Origin of the sequence: Siansivirga zeaxanthinifaciens CC-SAMT-1, assembly GCF_000941055.1 — a bacterium.
In the GTDB taxonomy this organism is placed as follows: domain Bacteria; phylum Bacteroidota; class Bacteroidia; order Flavobacteriales; family Flavobacteriaceae; genus Siansivirga; species Siansivirga zeaxanthinifaciens.
On sequence record NZ_CP007202.1, the window covers coordinates 1,955,972 to 1,972,568 of the forward strand.

At 32.1% G+C, this 16,597-nt stretch carries 18 protein-coding genes; 14 read left to right on the forward strand and 4 right to left on the reverse strand.

What is annotated here, in order from left to right; genetic code table 11:
- Positions 1–21 precede the first annotated feature (21 nt).
- Positions 22–741: an RDD family protein gene (locus tag AW14_RS08855; RefSeq protein WP_044638486.1), complete on the forward strand. Its 720-nt coding sequence runs from the start codon at positions 22–24 to the stop codon at positions 739–741.
- Between the two features lie 79 nt (positions 742–820).
- Positions 821–1,429 carry a trimeric intracellular cation channel family protein gene (locus AW14_RS08860; RefSeq protein ID WP_044639569.1) on the forward strand — a complete coding sequence of 203 codons (609 nt, stop codon included), beginning with the start codon at positions 821–823 and terminating at the stop codon, positions 1,427–1,429.
- 110 nt (positions 1,430–1,539) lie between these two features.
- On the opposite strand, the gene AW14_RS08865 is transcribed toward AW14_RS08860, so the two are convergent.
- Positions 1,540–2,244 (reverse strand): peptidylprolyl isomerase, encoded by a 705-nt coding sequence (locus AW14_RS08865; RefSeq protein WP_044639570.1) that lies wholly within the window; start codon positions 2,242–2,244, stop codon positions 1,540–1,542.
- A 4-nt stretch (positions 2,245–2,248) separates the two neighbouring features.
- On the opposite strand from AW14_RS08865, the gene AW14_RS08870 reads away from it, so the two are divergent.
- The 4 genes from AW14_RS08870 to AW14_RS08885 all read left to right on the forward strand — a co-directional run bounded on the left by AW14_RS08870 (position 2,249) and on the right by AW14_RS08885 (position 6,677).
- The gene (locus AW14_RS08870; protein ID WP_044638487.1) at positions 2,249–2,890 is read left to right on the forward strand and encodes an NUDIX hydrolase; all 642 of its coding nucleotides are present in this window, start codon (positions 2,249–2,251) and stop codon (positions 2,888–2,890) included.
- 54 nt (positions 2,891–2,944) lie between these two features.
- Complete coding sequence (locus AW14_RS08875; RefSeq protein ID WP_044638488.1) at positions 2,945–3,742, forward strand: lysophospholipid acyltransferase family protein; 798 nt, start codon at positions 2,945–2,947, stop codon at positions 3,740–3,742.
- A 24-nt stretch (positions 3,743–3,766) separates the two neighbouring features.
- On the forward strand, positions 3,767–5,911 hold the full coding sequence (gene recQ / locus AW14_RS08880; protein WP_044638489.1) for a DNA helicase RecQ: 2,145 nt from the start codon (positions 3,767–3,769) through the stop codon (positions 5,909–5,911).
- A gap of 139 nt (positions 5,912–6,050) precedes the next feature.
- Entirely contained in the window at positions 6,051–6,677 is a 627-nt protein-coding gene (locus tag AW14_RS08885) for a hypothetical protein (protein WP_044638490.1), read from the forward strand.
- A gap of 330 nt (positions 6,678–7,007) precedes the next feature.
- Here the strand turns inward: AW14_RS08885 and AW14_RS08890 are convergent, their stop codons facing one another.
- The 3 genes from AW14_RS08890 to AW14_RS08900 all read right to left on the reverse strand — a co-directional run bounded on the left by AW14_RS08890 (position 7,008) and on the right by AW14_RS08900 (position 8,685).
- Positions 7,008–7,310, reverse strand: coding sequence for a type II toxin-antitoxin system RelE/ParE family toxin (locus tag AW14_RS08890; RefSeq protein ID WP_044638491.1), 303 nt, complete (start codon positions 7,308–7,310; stop codon positions 7,008–7,010).
- The gene (locus AW14_RS08895; RefSeq protein ID WP_044639571.1) at positions 7,286–7,549 is read right to left on the reverse strand and encodes a type II toxin-antitoxin system ParD family antitoxin; all 264 of its coding nucleotides are present in this window, start codon (positions 7,547–7,549) and stop codon (positions 7,286–7,288) included. Before AW14_RS08895 ends, AW14_RS08890 begins: the two co-directional genes overlap by 25 nt.
- A 92-nt stretch (positions 7,550–7,641) precedes the next feature.
- Positions 7,642–8,685, reverse strand: a complete 1,044-nt coding sequence (locus AW14_RS08900; RefSeq protein ID WP_044638492.1) for a toxin-antitoxin system YwqK family antitoxin — start codon at positions 8,683–8,685, stop codon at positions 7,642–7,644.
- A gap of 428 nt (positions 8,686–9,113) precedes the next feature.
- On the opposite strand from AW14_RS08900, the gene AW14_RS08905 reads away from it, so the two are divergent.
- From AW14_RS08905 to AW14_RS08935, 8 genes are all read left to right on the forward strand, one after another.
- Positions 9,114–11,327, forward strand: coding sequence for a helicase associated domain-containing protein (locus tag AW14_RS08905; RefSeq protein ID WP_044638493.1), 2,214 nt, complete (start codon positions 9,114–9,116; stop codon positions 11,325–11,327).
- Positions 11,308–11,490: a DNA modification system-associated small protein gene (locus AW14_RS08910; protein WP_044638494.1), complete on the forward strand. Its 183-nt coding sequence runs from the start codon at positions 11,308–11,310 to the stop codon at positions 11,488–11,490. Before AW14_RS08905 ends, AW14_RS08910 begins: the two co-directional genes overlap by 20 nt.
- A complete protein-coding gene (locus AW14_RS08915) occupies positions 11,487–12,899 on the forward strand; it encodes an AAA family ATPase (RefSeq protein ID WP_245617573.1) in 1,413 nt (470 codons plus the stop codon). The genes AW14_RS08910 and AW14_RS08915 overlap by 4 nt, the downstream gene beginning before the upstream one ends.
- 99 nt (positions 12,900–12,998) lie before the next feature.
- Positions 12,999–13,592, forward strand: a complete 594-nt coding sequence (locus AW14_RS15100) for a hypothetical protein (protein WP_245617574.1) — start codon at positions 12,999–13,001, stop codon at positions 13,590–13,592.
- On the forward strand, positions 13,585–14,163 hold the full coding sequence (locus AW14_RS15105; RefSeq protein ID WP_245617575.1) for a DndE family protein: 579 nt from the start codon (positions 13,585–13,587) through the stop codon (positions 14,161–14,163). Before AW14_RS15100 ends, AW14_RS15105 begins: the two co-directional genes overlap by 8 nt.
- On the forward strand, positions 14,164–15,162 hold the full coding sequence (locus AW14_RS15110) for a hypothetical protein (protein ID WP_245617576.1): 999 nt from the start codon (positions 14,164–14,166) through the stop codon (positions 15,160–15,162).
- 298 nt (positions 15,163–15,460) lie between these two features.
- The gene (locus AW14_RS08925) at positions 15,461–16,177 is read left to right on the forward strand and encodes an ion transporter (RefSeq protein ID WP_044638495.1); all 717 of its coding nucleotides are present in this window, start codon (positions 15,461–15,463) and stop codon (positions 16,175–16,177) included.
- Between the two features lie 167 nt (positions 16,178–16,344).
- Positions 16,345–16,575, forward strand: coding sequence for a CDGSH iron-sulfur domain-containing protein (locus AW14_RS08935; protein WP_044638497.1), 231 nt, complete (start codon positions 16,345–16,347; stop codon positions 16,573–16,575).
- The last annotated feature ends 22 nt before the right edge of the window (positions 16,576–16,597 follow it).

Sequence of the window (16,597 nt, forward strand, 5' to 3'; positions counted from 1 at the left end):
TTTGATAAATTAAAATATAAAATGTCAGAGTTACAAATTAATACTACGCAAAATGTTAAAATAAACTTCAACGCATCGGGAGCTGGCGAGCGCCTTCTGGCATTTATAATCGACTGGGCAATTAAAGTAGGTTATTTACTTGTTTTAAGCTATGTTTTCGATGCTTTTAGTAGCATGGATACCTGGTCGCTTATAGGTTTAAACACCCTTTTAAGTTTTCCAGTGATATTTTATACTTTGGGTTTAGAGTTGTATTTTCAAGGACAAACCATAGGCAAAAAAGTGTTAAAAATTCGTGTAGTAAAAATAGATGGCTATCAAGCATCGCTGGCAGATTATGTGGTGCGTTGGTTTTTTAGAATTGCCGATGTTTATTTATTCGGACTCGGGTTTTTTGTCATGCTTTTCAATAAAAAAACACAAAGAATAGGCGATATGGCAGCCGGTACGGCCGTAATAAGTTTAAAAGAAAATGTAAACATTAACCACACCATCATCGAAAATTTAAAAGACGATTACAAACCAACCTATCCTACTGTTATAAAACTTTCCGATAACGATGCCCGCATTATAAAAGATACCTTTACAGCAGCAAAAACCACAAAAGATTATAAAACCTTAATTAAACTAAGAAACAAAATAGTTGAAGTTGCCGGCATCAAAGAAGTCAAACAAAAAAACGATATCGATTTTATAGACGTCATTTTAAAAGATTACAATTATTACACGCAAAATATGTAACAAAGACAATTTTTAATTTGTAAAACATTAAAAATCATTGACTTATCAATTAAAAAAACCAGCTAAACCAAAGAAATTCATGTTTTATATTATCGATATTTTAGGAACCATCTCCTTTGCCATTTCAGGCGTTTTAATTGCCATGGACAAAAAAATGGATGTTTTCGGTATTTTAATCATCGCCTTCGTAACAGCAGCTGGTGGCGGTACGTTGCGCGATTTACTGCTGGGAAACACGCCTGTGGGTTGGATGAAAGACATCACATTTGTATACCTAATTATCGCCTCAACCATCGTAGCAATTATTTTTAAAAGCAAATTAGGATACCTAAGAACCTCCTTATTTCTATTCGATACCATAGGCATCGGGCTCTACACCCTAATAGGTATCGAAAAAGGCGTAAATGCAGGCATGCACCCCTTAATTTGTATCGCATTAGGCACCATAACCGCCAGTTTTGGAGGCGTTATTCGCGATATTTTATGCAACGAAATCCCTATTATTTTCCGAAAAGAAATCTACGCAACCGCCTGTATTTTGGGTGGTTTCACCTATTTTCTACTAAGCGAACTTCCCATTCCTGGCAACATCGTATTTTTATTTTCAGGCGCCATCGTAATCATAACCCGTTTGTTGGCCGTAAAATTCAAAATTGCCTTGCCAAGCCTCTATCCAGCCGAAAAATAAAAAGTATTTGGGCGTTCCCTTTCAGGTCGGGCTTTACGCGCTACACGGTAGCTTGCTTCAATCCCTAACGCAACCATCAGCAAACTAAAAACACCATCTTAAGGACCGTGTTAGTCTATTATTTCAACGTTTCTTATGTAAACGTTTTTCACGGGCCAATCGCTATCGTCTGTTTCAACCGCAGCAATTTTATCAACCACATCCATGCCTTTAATAACTTTTCCAAAAATGGTATAATCGCCATCTAAAAAATGCGAACCGCCTTGTTGTTGCACAATAAAAAATTCATAGGGCGATGCCAATTTATGCGGATTGTCAATTTCGCTACTCGGCATAGAAATAACGCCGCGGTCATGTTTAAAACCACGCTTCGTATCGGCAGGCAACAAGTAACGACCAATATGTAAACGCTTAGCACCCGTAGCTCTATCGTCGCCACTTCCGCCCTGAATCATAAAATTATTAATAACTCTGTAAAACTGGGAGCCGTTAAAATATTTCTGCTTGGTTAGAAAAATAAAATTGGCGCGGTGGTATTTCGTTTCATCAAATAATAAAATATCAATGGCTCCAAAATCTGTGGTAATGCGCACCTTGTTCTCGGTATTATGCTTCGCATATTCCTGAAAAAAGTACATCGAGTTCTCGTCGGTAAGTTTTGGGAACGCCCTTTCATTAGGCTCAGTTTCAACCGAATCTTCCACTTTTTTTACAACCGTTGTTTCTGTAGATTCTGTGTTTTTTTTCTTTTTAGATTGTTTATCTTCACAATTAAGAAATAAACAAAAAGCAAATAACAACAAGATAACACGCATAGAAATGAATTTTGATGAATTTTTAATATCCATTTCAAAAGTAAAAAATATACCGCTACCAGCCGAAGCATCTCAATTTAAAATGGTACCTTTATTTAGGCAGGAACAATTAGAGCAGCAAAAAGAAAACATAAAAAAGGCTAAAAAAGCGGGCGTTATGGCCTTATTTTATCCAGACGAGCAAGCCAAAACGCATCTTGTTTTAATTTTACGTAAAACCTATAAAGGTGTGCATTCTGCCCAAGTTGGTTTTCCGGGCGGTAAGTTAGAACCCAACGATGCTTCACTGGAAGCTGCTGCCGTTAGAGAAACGTTCGAAGAGATTGGAGTTCCCGAAAATAACATAGAAGTTATTCGTGCTTTAACCCAAGTTTATATTCCGCCAAGTAACTTTTATGTGTATCCTTTTTTAGGAATTACCAAAAAAACGCCCAAATTTATCAAGCAGGATAAAGAAGTAGAAGCGGTTATCGAGGTGCCTTTGCAACATTTTTTAAACGACAATAATGTTGTAATAGAAACTTTAAAAACATCGTATAGTGCTCAGGTTGAGGTGCCTGCTTTTAAATTAAACAACCATGTTGTCTGGGGCGCCACAGCCATGATGCTTAGCGAAATTAAAGACTTGCTAAAACAACTCATGTAAATTAATAGATTTATTACATTTGTACCAACTAACCAATTTTTTGAAGTGCGATTTATGGGACTGTTTAAAAAAAATCCGTTTGGGCATATACTAATAGTTAAGAAATGGCTTATTAGAATTTTCGGCGCGCTAACACACAGGCGTTTTAGAGGATTTAATGAGTTACAAATTGAAGGCTCCGAAATAATTAAAGATTTACCCGATACCAACGTTCTTTTTATATCAAACCATCAAACCTATTTTGCCGATGTTGTGGCTATGTTTCATGTGTTTAACGCCAGTTTAAGCGGTCGCACCGATTCTATAAAAAACATAGGTTACATCTGGAATCCGAAGCTAAACATTTATTATGTAGCAGCTAAAGAAACCATGAAAGCAGGTTTATTACCAAAAATTTTAGCATATATCGGGTCTATTAGCATCGAGCGTACCTGGAGAGCCGAAGGCCAAGATGTCAACCGCCAGGTAAAAATGAGTGATATTTCAAACATTGGTCGTGCCCTCGACGATGGTTGGGTTATTACCTTTCCGCAAGGTACCACAACCCCTTTTAAACCCATTAGAAAAGGAACCGCACATATTATAAAACGATACAAACCTATTGTTGTACCCATTGTTATCGATGGTTTTAGACGCTCGTTCGATAAAAAAGGCCTGCGTGTTAAAAAGAAAAACATCTTGCAATCGATGGAGATTAAAGCGCCTTTAGAAATCGATTACGACAACGAAACCACAGAAGAAATCGTAAAAAAAATAGAATACGCCATCGAGCAACATCCTTCATTTTTAAAAGTAATTCCTCAGAAAGAACTAGAGGCTTTAGAAGCGTTGAATAAATTAAGAGAGTGGTAATCCTTTCTATTTAGAAAAACTTTCATGCAGGTAAATACCATCAAAGACCAAGTGTTTTTAAATTTAAAAAACTACTTTGGTTACGATAGCTTTAGAGCCAATCAACAAGACATTGTTGAAACTGTGCTCCAAAAAAGAGACTGTTTGGTTATTATGCCAACGGGTGGTGGTAAATCTATTTGTTTTCAGCTTCCAGCTCTATCGTTTAAAGGTGTCACGCTGGTAATTTCGCCGCTTATTGCCTTAATGAAAGATCAGGTAGATGGACTTAATGCCAATGGTATCGCGGCCGCTTACTTTAATAGCAGTCAGAGTAGCGAACAGCAACTTGCCATTATAGAACGTGTGGTTCAGGCAGAAATAAAATTACTTTATGTGGCGCCAGAAAGCTTGGCATCGCTTCAAAATATACTTTCAGAAACCTATATAAGTTGTGTGGCTATCGACGAAGCTCATTGTATTTCGTCTTGGGGTCATGATTTTCGGCCTTCATATCAACAATTAGGATTTTTAAAAAAAACGCTTCCCAATATTCCCTTTATAGCACTTACGGCAACCGCCGATAAAGCCACACGAGAAGATATTATTAAGCAGTTACATTTAGAAGATGCTAAAATATTTATAGCATCCTTCGACCGAAAAAATATTGCATTAGAAGTACGACCGGCTAATAACCGAATGGCACAAATTATTAAGTTTATAAATGCCAGACCCAACCAATCGGGTATTATTTATTGCCTAAGCAGAAAAACCACCGAGCAGTTATCAAAAAAATTAAAAGCCAGTAAAATTCCTGCCGAAGCCTATCACGCCGGATTAAGTTTCGAAAAACGCTCTAAAGTTCAGGAGGCGTTTGTACACGATAAAATTCAAATTGTATGTGCGACCATAGCCTTTGGGATGGGCATCGATAAATCGAATGTGCGCTGGGTAGTACATTATAATATGCCAAAAAATATTGAGGGTTACTACCAGGAAATTGGCCGTGCGGGTCGCGACGGACTAAAATCGCATGCTTTATTATTTCACAGTTATGCCGATGTTATTCAGTTGCAAAACTTCGCCAGTGGTGCAGCCAACGAAGCAGTTCAAATTTCGAAATTAGACCGCATGAAACAGTTTACAGAAGCCACATCCTGCCGCCGGAAAATTTTATTGAGTTATTTTGGCGAGCTATTGGGGTCTAACTGCGGAAATTGCGATGTTTGTAAAAATCCGCCACAGTTTTTCGATGGGACTATTATTGCGCAAAAAATCCTATCGGCTATTTACCGTTTAAAGCAACAAGAAGCCATGGGAATGATTATCGATGTGTTGCGTGGTGCCCAAAACGCTACTACTATTTCGAAAGGCTACCAAGACCTTTCAACCTTCGGAATTGGTAAAGACATCTCCTGGAAACATTGGCAACATTTTATTATTCAGCTTATAAATCAGGGGTTTTGCGAAATTGCCTTTCATAAAAATAACGCATTGCAACTCACCAAATTTTCCAGTTATGTGTTGTTTAAAGGCGCTAAAGTGGCCCTTACCAAACCAGTAGAGATAAGCGAAATTAAACCGCTAGTTAAAGAGAAAAAATCCCGAGTAAAATCATCTGAAACAAACACAAAATCGGCCGCCAATAGTTTATTCGAGCGCCTCAAACAGTTGCGCTACAGAATAGCTTTAGAAGAAGGTATTCCTGCCTATTTAGTTTTTAGCGATGCCACTTTAAAAGAAATTGAACGCGAACGCCCGCTTAGCGAAAACGATTTTTTAAGTATTAGTGGAGTAGGGCAGCGTAAACTGGAAGTTTATGGCGAGGAGTTTATGGCAGAAATTATGAATTTTATGGGTTCTAAAATTAAGAAACCCAAAAAAGAAGACACCTATACCGTAACCTACAACCTCTACAAAACAGGCCTGTCTATAGAAGAAATAGCCGTACAACGCAAATTAAATACCACCACTATTTATTCGCATATCGCCAAATTATACAGCACCGGAAAGCAAATTAATTTATACGATTTTGTTTCCCCCAGCGATGTCGAAGCCGTAAAAAAAGCCAGAACCGTTTTAAATGCGCCAAAAACCTTAAAAGCCTATTTCGAATATTTTAACGAGTCTATCGATTATTTTAAAATTCGACTGGCGTTAAGCATCATCGAAAAAGAAACTTCCAAATAAGTAGCGCTTGCACAGCAAGAAAATAATTCAGTAGAAATTAAGAAGAGCTGTTTTAAATCATGTTATATCGGTAACACCTTGTGTGTAGTTCTAAAAATTTTCGTTATTTTTATAAGGTATAATTAAAAATGTAAAAATTATGATAAGAATATGTATTGCTTTTGTTTTATGCGGCATGCTTGTAACGTCTTGTAAAGACAAAAAAGAAGCGGCTGTAGAAGAAGAAACTGTTGTAGAAGAGGTTATGGAAACTCCACAGGAAGTTGCCGAAGAACCTGCAGCAGACCAAACCTATTATGTGCCACAAAGCGTTAACGACGATTTAGCAGAAAAATTAAAAACCTACATTACCACTTCGTATGTAGCTAAAGCCGATTTAGACCTTTTAACCGAAAACGACAGACAATTTCAGTTTTACCAGATAGACCTTAATAACGACGGACAAAAAGAAGTGATTATTAATTTCATGACACCCTATTTTTGTGGCTCTGGCGGTTGCTCGATGGTCTTGTTAAGCAGCGACCTTAAACCCATCACTAAATTTACTGTAACCAGAACACCGTTATACGCCGAAAACGCTATGAAAAACGGATGGAAAGTTATTTTAACTCGCTCTCAAGGCGAATTAAAAGAGTTGGTTTACAATGGTAGCACCTACCCATCAAACCCATCGATGGTTAAAAAAGCACCTTACGATGCGCCAAGCGGTGAAGCCGAAATAATGTTCGACGAGAACTTTAGTAACGCCAAAACCTATAAATTCTAAACCGGAATTTACCAAAATAAACAAAGCCGTAACTATCAAGTTTACGGCTTTTTTAATGCCTTAAATTTTTTGGGCGTTCCCCTGCGGGTCGGGTTTTTCGCTATATCTTTTGCTAGGGTAGCATCCTGCAAAATACCATAAGTCGTTTATAGCAAAAGGATGCCGCTACAACCCCTAACGCAACCTAAAACAGTCATATAGGCCTCAGTGATTCGTAGTTGCGCAGTTTAGTACTTAGCTTTAAAGTATACATCAAACTAAAAATCCGTGAGGATTTTCAGAATTAGACGTTAAAAACAATTACTTATTGCCTTTGTTGTGTGCAGTTTTTTATTTCAGTCGTTTTTTAATATCCATCCTCTGATTTAAAATTCTAACAACTTCGACAATTTCATTTTCGACTTTTCTATAAAAAATTAGGTGCGATTTAATCTTCGTTACTCGATAGTTTTTTCGAGTTTGTTCAACCGATTTACCAATCAGATAGTTGTCCGCGATAAACTCAATCTCTCCGATTATCAAGTCGTAATATCTGTCTGCTTGTTCTTTAGACCATTTATGAAAAGTATAAACCCAAATATCATTTAAATCATTAATGGCTTGTTTACTTATTCGATATTGGTTTTTACACATAAGTGTTGACGATGCAATTCAGTTAGATTTTGCTTCGGGTCAAAATTTTCAACAAATCCGCTATTTTCTCCAACTTCGAGAGCTTTAATTAGTTCTCTTTCTTTTTTTTCTTCACGTTCTAATAAACGCAATGCAGAACGAATAACTTCGCTAGCCGAACTATATCTCCCCGAATTGATTTCCTTCCTAATAAAATCCTCAAAATGATTTCCGAGCGATATTGATGTGTTTTTTCCCATTTTGACTATAATTTTACTCAAATATACCAAATCTTGGTAACGCAGCCAAATTGCAATTAACAACATTATAGTCTATATCTTCTAGCGTTGTATTAATGATTACCTAATTTATAATAAGGATCAGATTTTAGGTACTTACCACTTTTACTGTAATAATCTCTAGCAGTTGTAACGCCTAACACTTTTTTTTCTACATAATACACTTCGCCTGTTTTATAGTAAGTAGTGTATTTGCCAGATTCTGTTTTTTTGTATTTGGGTTTTCCGTTTGGGTGATAAATTACTAAATTGTACGAAAGGTTTTTGTTCTTGCGTTCTTCAGAGCGTAAAACACCATTTGGGTAATAGGTTTTCCAGATACCTGTTTGGCTATTGTAATCGCCAAAACTCCCTTCTTCCTTTAAATTGCCATTCTCGTAATACCATTTCCAGGTATCTGTTTTGTAGCCATTGGCTACCTGTCCTTCAACTTCGGTATTTCCATTACTGTAGGTTTTTTTAAAAGCTTGCTTTTTATATTCGTTTGGGAAGTAATACTTAGTTTTTTGAGAATCGTAAAACGTAATATCATCATACTCATCGGGGTAAATGGTTGTATTTATAATGGCACCCGTTGCGTCGAACTCATCCCATTCGCCAAAAGCAACCCCTCTTTTATAAATTCCTTTTTTTCTTAATGTTCCGTCTGTATTGTAATATTCCCATTCGCCATGCATCACACCATCAACAATACTGCCTTTTTTAAAAATATTACCTTTGGCATCAAAATAGGTTAGGGGCCCTAACAGATTATTGTTACTATAATTTCCTGTTACCTCTAAAGTGCCATCCTCACGATACCAAGCCCAGTCTTCGTATTTATTGTTGTTAATAAGTTTACCATGAGCTTTTATTTTTCCGTTAGGGTAAAAATAAGTAGCCATTTTAATATTCGGATATTTACGGTCGTAACTTTCCTTTAACGATACCGTACCATCTTCCAGATAGTAAGTCCAATTGCCTGTTTTGTTATTTTTTTTGTATTTCCCCTCGGCTTTTATTTGTCCGTTTTCATAATATTCGGGTTGTTGTGCACTAACAAAAAAACTTAGTAAAAAGCAAATCAACAAAGTCATAGAGCGAAATTTAAAAATCATAATTACATAGGTTTAAAACTAAAATGCCAAAGTATAAAAAAGCGCCTAAGCAATACATACGACACTTTTCGTATTTTTTAGAAAGTTTGGGAAGGTTGTTTTAGCCAAAGGCATGCCAAGTGAAATTACAGAGGGGTTTTAAAAGAAGTTTGAAATAAAAGTGAGAATTTAAGGGGTTTATTCGTGGGAAAATTGTTTATATTTGGGTTTTGTTTTTAATAATAAAATAGAACTGAAATTAAACATTGAACTAAAAAGCTATTGCACAAACAGCACCTTTATTTTCTAGGTAATAGTTAAGACAAAGCTGAAAAAATAAAAAATGTGTTTTTAGCAAATGCTTGAAATAAATGAGGAAAATCGTAAAATGAATATCCTAAATACCTGTGTTTTAGAACCCAATTGAAAAAAACTGATTTGCAAAAAGAATGACAATTGACGAAATTTATAAAAATGAAGAAATAAGTGTTAGGTCATACCACGTTTGTAAATCCAACAACTTAAATTCATTAAAAGATTTAAAAGAATATTACTTCAAAAATAAATCTTTCGATAAACTTCGTAATTGTGGCAGAAAATCTGATGAAGAATTAATTGAAATCTGCAACAAATATCATGGAGAACATTTCGATAACGATGAAACTGAAATCAAAAAAGAAAAGTCTCTAAAATCAATAATTTTAGAATTAACAAGAGTTCAAAGAGAAATAATAAATAGCTTTATTCTAGTCAATACAAATAGCCTTTCTGTTAGAAGCAAAAATGCTATAACATTTCATTTAAGGGGAAATTTGAAGATTAAAAACTTTGCTGAAAAAATTTTACTTTCCGACAGTTTTAATGCCAGAAATATAAGAAATGTTGGAGCCAAATGTGTTCCTGAAATAGAAATCTATATTTCAATTATAAAAGATTTTTTAATTGAAGTAAGTGAATCAGATAATGAAAAACACTTAATTTCATTAAAGAATAATTTCTTAATTAAACGAACTTTTTCTATTTCAATAATCCCTAATAAAATACTTGAATCAGAATCAATTTTCTTATTGACAGATTTTTTGTTAAATCAAAATGCATTATTTGATGAAACTCAAACATTCATTGTAAAAAGGGCTTTCAAATTATATCAAAATCAGAAAGAATTAAGTCTAGATGATATTGCAGAAAGAATAAACTTAACTAGTGAAAGAGTTAGACAAATAAGAAAATTATGTATTGATAACCTTTTTAAAAAGCTCTTATTTATTAAAAATTTCAAAGATGATTTATTTCAAAAATATAACATTGATATTAATTCTAATCAAATTGAAATAAATCAGGAATTAGTAGATAATATAAATTTTACTAATTACACATATTTGTCGCGCGAGTTTGTTTCATACATTTTATTTGTTTATTTATCGGAGAAATTTTCTCTGATTGGAGAAATAGAAGATGTTTTACAACCTAGATACTTTAACGCTCGAAATAGACATAATTGGAAGCATTTCTATTTAATAGAAAAAGATATTACAAAAGAACTAGATTTTATTGCTTTAGCTAATGATATTGACAAAAGAATTAGTGAAAGAGTAATAGAATCTTATTCATTTAATTTTAAAAGCTACTTATCAAGATTTTTAACAAATAATAATTATGATTTTTTAGATACAGCATTTCCAATAGGAGAAAAAATAATTAACGAAGAATTTGAATTATATTTAGATTTGGATGAAAATTTAATATTTAAAAGAAATACAAAAAAGCAAGCTCACGAATATGCTTATGAAGCACTTGAATATTTAGGAAAACCCTCAAAAGTTAAAGAGATTTTTAAAAAGGTAATAGAATTGTATCCCAACTATGATACCGAAGAAGCAAAAATCAGAGTTTCAATGAAACGGAAAAATGGTTTTGTGCCAATTGGTAGAAAAAGTGTATTTGGTTTGAAAAAATGGGAAAGTGAATTGGACAATTTCAAAGGAGGTACAATACGAGATATTGTTGAAGAATATTTAAAGCAATTTTCTGTGCCGAAACATATTTTAGACATAACAGAACACGTTTTAAAATATCGCCCTAAATCAAATCAAAATAGTATTCTACAAAATTTAAAGCTTGATGAATCTGGATTGTACGTCTTTTTTAAAAATTCTCATATAGGCTTAACAACAAAAAAATATGATTTTGATTATCAGAAAATACCAGAGTTAAAGGATGCTGATAAGAAAACTTGGGAAGAAAGGTTTGAAATGTTTAAAAACTTTGTAACGTTCGAAAAAAGACTTCCATTTTCAAATGGAGTACCCGAAAATGAAATAAAACTATATCGTTGGCTTAATGTTCAAAAAACCAAGCAAAATAAAGGGAAACTTGCGAACAATAAAGTTGAAAAACTAAATAGTTTATTAGATAGATATCCAAACATTAATGGTAGACGAAGATTGAATTCAAACGAGAAATATCAAGAATTAATCTCATTTGTTTTAAATAATCATAGACTACCATCAGCAAATAAAAATGGTGAGGAAAATTTATATCAATTCTTTTACAAACAGAGAAAGCTATTTGATAAAAATGAACTTGACAGTAAAGAAGAAACTAAATTTATTGAAGTTGCTAAACTACTTCAAAATATAAAATATGAAAATAAAAAAAACTAAACTATTGCAAAACCAAAGACTAAAAGATATTTGCAAAGATAAAGAAGTCAATTTTGAAACCATTGAAACTTTATTGGATTCAGTAAAAACAAAAAAATTGCTGAAAAGAAATAATTATCATCAGCAAAAAATTAATGATGTCATTGAAAATGCAATAAAATGAAATTCTCGAATATAAAAATTAACAATTTCAGACAATATTACAATGCTGTAAATATTGATTTATCAACTGATACTGACCAAAACATTGTAGTTATTGGTGGTAGAAATGGTTATGGTAAAACAAACTTCTTATTATCCATTGTTTGGTGTCTTTATGGCGAGAAAATTTCTCAAATTGATGATAACTTTAAAAAGGAGATTCAGAAAGAAAAAAACTATTCGTCTTTTATGCAACAGTCTATAAATTGGACTGCAAAAAGAGAAAATAAAGATACATTTTCAGTTAGTATAGTAGTTTCAGAAATAGAATTACCAGAATTGAATAAACTAAATTCAAACTCTGATAGTGTTATCATAACCAGAACATTTAATGTTACTAGTATAAGCGAAACACTTTCTATTTCAGATACTAATTCAAATATGGAAATATTTGATGATGATGCAGATAAAATTAATTTCATCAATGATTATATAATTCCAATAGATGCTGCAAAATTTGTGTTTTTTGATGCAGAAAAAATCTCTGAAATAGCAAATTTATCTATTAAGGAAGAAGGGAGTTTTATAAATGATGCATTAGGCAAAATATTAGGTCTTGATACATACGACACTCTAATTGAAGATATAGAGTTTTATATTAATACCTTGAAAAAAGAAGGAGCGACAAAAAACTTACAAGAACAAATAGTTGATAAAGAAAAAGCAATTGAACTTTCTGAAATAGATATTGAAAAGCTCGAAGAAGAAAATGCTGAAAAACTTAAGGAGATTGATGATTTAAAGAAAACCATAAGACAATATGATAATCTTATATCGCAACACAGTAAACAAGGTAATTCAACATTTGACAGAGAATCAATTTTATCTGAAATAGAAAAGCTTAAAGCAAAGGAATTTGAACTATCCGAAAAATTCAATGAATTAAGCGAAATAATTCCGTTAGCTATTTTGACAGGAAAACTTGAAGAAGTAAGCGAACATCTTGAAATTCAAGAGAAAAATTCAATATCTCAAAACAATTTAAAAGAAAATTCTGAAAAAATTGAAAATTTTATAGAGCTACTTTTTAATAAACCACCTGAACCTGAAAATTCTACTATGTCATTCAAGGACAAACTTTTTTATTACGATAAGGCCAAAAATTTAGGTTCAGAATTGTTTGCCTCTAATGGGAATTATCAAGAATTAGAATTTGAACACGATTTAACTAATGCAGAAAAAAATCTAATTACAGATGCATTAAATCTTGTTAATTCTCAATCAAAAGATCTATTTGAAACTACTATAGAAGAATTCAATGAAGTACAAATTAAACTATCCGAATTCAATAAGACATTAAGTAAAGTTGATGCTGATTTGGAGGATGAATTGATTTTAGAATATTCATCAAAAAAGGAAACAGCTGATTAAAATATTACAGAAAATAATAGAAAAATTGGTGAAAACAATCAGCAAATATCAAAATTAAAAAGTGACATTGTTCGTTTAAATCAACAACTTTTAACTTTAGTGAAAAAGGTAGATATCAATGCTCAGAACAAAATTAAAATAAAAGAAAGTCAGAAATATATTGACGTCTTAAATACATTCCTTGAAGAACAGAAAAACAAACATAAAGACAGTCTTGAAAAAACTATTTTAAGCGAGCTAAAAATATTAATGCACAAGCTTGGAAGTGAAGAGAATAGCAGCAAGTTTATTGAAGATGTAAAAGTCACCATTTTGGCTTCTGGTCAAGGAATGAAGATTACTCTTTTAGACCAAGATGACAATGAAATAAGAAAAGAAAGTTTATCTTCTGGAGAAAAACAAATTTATATTTCGTGCTTAATAAAAGCGATTTTAAACGAATCTATACAGAGTTTACCAATATTTATAGATACACCACTTGGAAGACTTGATGAAGAACATAGAGATAATATTACCCGAAAATACTATCCTGCTCTATCAGAGCAAGTTGTATTATTTTCAACAAATAGTGAGATCACACCTAAACGCTACAAAGATATTTCTGAAAACATTTCGAAATCTTATTTATTATTTAATGATGGAGCAAACACAAGTTTAAAAAAAGGTTACTTTAACAATACTAGCAATGATTAGATTTAAAATAGATTCAGAAAGTACAGAATTATTAGATAGAATTACAAGTATCTATAATTTTAAAAGAGACACAATTACAGGTAGAATTGCTTTGTCATTAAGTATTGAAAAAGGTCGTCTTTTTCACGAAAATGAAAACAATCTACCTCAAAATGGTAGAGAATATACACCAACAAGTAACATATTTGGTCGTTTAGTAAATGACATTGACAATTTTACTCTTTATAAAACTATCTTCGATCAACATTATAATAAAGAGTTAACAGAAAGTGAATTTATTAAACTTTATAAACTTCATTTAAAAGATGGTCTTGAAATTTGGAATAACAAATTAAATAATAGCGACATTACCAAAGGAGAACATATTTCACTTTTATTGAAACCCATCAAAAAAGGATTAACATTAAGATCAAAAACTGTAAAAACTAGTTCTAGTTCAAAGAAATTTAATGTAAAAGAATTTAAAGATCTTTTAACATTCGAATTAGGAAAATCAGAAGAAGGTGAAAATATTGAAATTAGAATTAATGATTTAAGAGAGTTTGATAATAGGAATATTGCAATTGCGTGAATGGCAGGTTCTGGGAAAACGCAATTAATGAAAGATATTTTATATCAAATTTCTAAAAACACCAGTAATGAACTGAAGTTTATCTTCTTTGATTATAAAGGAGAAGGAAATCCACAACAATTAAAGCCTTTTCTAGATGCTACAAAATGTGAATTTATTGATATTGTAAATGACGGTGGTATTGAATTTAATCCATTTCTATCAATAAGTTTAGACGAAAGACAAAGACCTTTCAGTATAAAAGCATTTGTTGACACAATAGCAACTTTTGTTCCTAGTGTTGGTGTTGCTCAAAAAAATATTCTAACGAATGTAATAACTGATTTATTCGATAGTAAGAATGGTTCTTATCCAACAATAAATGAATTATTTGAAAATTTAGAAAAGTATTACGAAGAAAATAACAGAAAACCCGATACGTTATTTGCAGGTATCCAAGATTTGACAACTAATATTTTTAATTGCAATCCTAATAATACGGATATTTTAGATAAAAGTTTATATCTAAATCTTCCGCCAGCTTTATCAGACACTTTGAGACAGTTAGTTGTGTTTTTACTTTTGAGATATTTCAATTCTTATTTTAGCTCTACAAATGATTGTGAGCCAAGTGACCATATTTTTCCATTACGTTATGTAATTGTGATTGATGAAGCTCATATATACTTAAAAAATAAAAATGCTAGAAAGGCACTTGAGGAACTTTTGAGATTATTAAGGTCAAAAGGAGTTGTTATCGTTATGCTTTCACAAGGAGTTGAAGACTACAAAACAAAAGACTTTGATTTTGCTTCACAAGTAAAACTTCCTATTTGTTTAAACGTTCAAAATAAGGACTATAAAGCCATTAGTAACTTTGTTGGAACACCAAGCAGTAAGTATAAATTGGAAACTGAAATCAAAAAACTAGAATCAGGAAAAGGACTTATAAACATTGGAGAACCCAAAATGATTGAATTAAGACAATGGTGGAAAACGAAAAAGGAAGAAAATATATAAACTAACACTAAAATTCATTCACATTTGTAATTAGCATTAGCCAAAACACAAATCAAAAATCGCAAAAGAATATTTTTTACCAAAACTCGATAATATTCTAAATTCCAAAAAATCTAAAAACTAAACTGAATAAAAATAAAGTATTTCAACTATTTCTAAAATTAATTATTTGTTAGGAGCCTTCACTCAAAACGTCCTACAAATTCCCTATATGGTTCGTATTTCTTAAATTAGGGAATTAAAATGCATAGCCATCTTGTAAAATCTGCTTATCACTAAATTACCTAAGACGAAAACTATGAAAAAGAAAATAAGACGTATTGTTGAAGATAATACTTCTAAAAGAGGTAAAATATTTGATTATTTTATTCAAACATTAATTATCCTTTCTCTAATTTCTTTTTCTATTGAAACATTACCAAATAACTCAATTAGAACAATTAAATTGTTGAATGTATTTGAAACCATATGTGTAATTATTTTTTCACTTGAATACTTACTAAGAATTTATGTTTCAAAAAAACCATTGAAATATATATTTAGTTTCTATGGTTTTATAGATTTAATTGCTGTGCTTCCATTTTATCTTCAAGGCGCCTTAGATTTAAGGGCTATTCGTGTATTTAGAATATTCAGAATATTTAGAAGTTTAAAACTTATTAGATACAATAAAGCACTACATAGATTTCATATTGCTGCCGGTATTGTAAAAGAGGAAGTTGCCTTATTTCTTATAGTCACTTGTATATTTATTTTTTTTGCTTCAGCTGGTATATATTATTTTGAAAATGAAGCACAACCAGAAGTTTTTAGTTCCATATTTCATAGTGCTTGGTGGGCTATTGTGACTTTAACAACTGTAGGATACGGAGATGTCTACCCAATTACTGTGGGTGGAAAAATATTCACTTTTTTTATTTTGTTAATTGGTGTTGGTATCGTTACAATTCCTGCTGGTTTAGTTGCAACAGCACTGTCGAAAGCTAGAGAAATTGAGGATAAACAAAAAGAATAAAATAATTTTTAGAGTACATAATTAGAAACTCACAGTATTTCAATTTAGTAAGTTCGTATAGACCTATAATTTTAACCTCATAATTCATACTTAACCTCAAAAAAAGCAAACCATCCTTAAAAACCAAAATATTTTTTTCATCTTTGGAGTAAATAAAAATCAACGCTATGAGTAAAACAAAATTAACCATTAACAGTAACGGCTCTGTAAAAGTAGAGGGCGATTTTGAAATAGTAGATGCACAAGGTAATGCATACAATTTACAAGGGCGAACCGTGTTAGGTATTTGTCGTTGTGGATTATCGTCCAACAAGCCTTTTTGCGATGGCTCGCACCGTAACCACTTCGAACACGAAGCAAAAGCTTTCGATTTACCACCAATGAAGCCTCGCTTATAAGTTAAAAATCTGTTTTTTTAAT